The sequence below is a fragment of the Parapedobacter sp. GCM10030251 genome (assembly GCF_042666505.1).
GTDB lineage: Bacteria > Bacteroidota > Bacteroidia > Sphingobacteriales > Sphingobacteriaceae > Parapedobacter.
Genome location: NZ_JBHTDN010000040.1, coordinates 1 through 857 on the forward strand (window position 1 = coordinate 1; position 857 = coordinate 857).

An 857-nucleotide genomic window follows, 5' to 3' on the forward strand; every position below is an offset into this window, starting at 1 on the left:
GCTGTACCGAAACCCGGCCCCGGTCGCCGGTTTTTTCAGCATACGCTTCCAGCTGCTCCTTCGCCCCGGCATACTTCCCGTTCATCTTCAGCACCTCCCCGTACCGCAGCAGGTTCTCCGGGCTGCTGCCGTCCATCGCCGCCACGCGCGAATACCAGTTCTCCGCCGACTCGTAGTCCTTCATCTGCATGTAACAGTAGGCCAATCGCTCCAGATCGGCCAGACGCGGCTTTCTGCTATCCGCCAGTTTCACGTACAGCGCGGCTGCGTTGGCATATTCGTATCTCAGGAACGCCTGCTCAGCACGGTCCCGGAGACCGAGCTGCTCCTGGCAATAGGTGGCAGAGAATGCCAACAGCAGGATCACCATTGGAAATATAACCCTGAAAAAAAGAATGCCTGTTCCTAGTAGTTTGTTCTTCATAACTCGTTTGCTCGTTGTTGTCAGGTGCCTCGCAGGTCCTAACCTATATTCATTGACATATCCACTTAAAAAAAACGCAGAATGTAACGGTATGCCCGCTCCTCGTCGACAGCCTCATAGATTAAATCGCCAGATGAGATGACATAACGGCTGTTGTTGATATGCGATACCACTACGGGCAACTCCTCCCGGTTGGCCTTCCAGATTTCCATCTGGTAACTGCCCCGGATGTAACGGAGGTCTTTTGCGTCGTCTATAAACAAGGTCAGCCTTTCAAATAACATGATCGTATCCTTTCAATCATCCCCTAAAAAAACCTCGGGCTCAGCAGCCGCCGGTCTTTCCGGCCGAAGGTGATGCCCAATGTGATTTCATGCGAGCCGTTCTGAACGCTGCTCAGCCGGCTCAGAATGTAATCATACGAATAACCCAC

2 protein-coding genes are annotated in these 857 nt (G+C 52.9%); both read right to left on the minus strand.

Annotated elements, in window-relative coordinates:
• Positions 1–424 (minus strand): tetratricopeptide repeat protein (locus ACFQRK_RS23930; RefSeq protein ID WP_379010956.1); only part of this gene is annotated, 424 nt, incomplete at its 3' end.
• Between the two features lie 65 nt (positions 425–489).
• Positions 490–708 carry a hypothetical protein gene (locus ACFQRK_RS23935; protein ID WP_379010957.1) on the minus strand — a complete coding sequence of 73 codons (219 nt, stop codon included), beginning with the start codon at positions 706–708 and terminating at the stop codon, positions 490–492.
• Positions 709–857 lie beyond the last annotated feature (149 nt).

Bases quoted from the DNA above. Each gene is read 5' to 3' on its own strand.
- ACFQRK_RS23935 (WP_379010957.1), bottom strand. From the start codon at position 708: ATGTTATTTGAAAGGCTGACCTTGTTTATAGACGACGCAAAAGACCTC.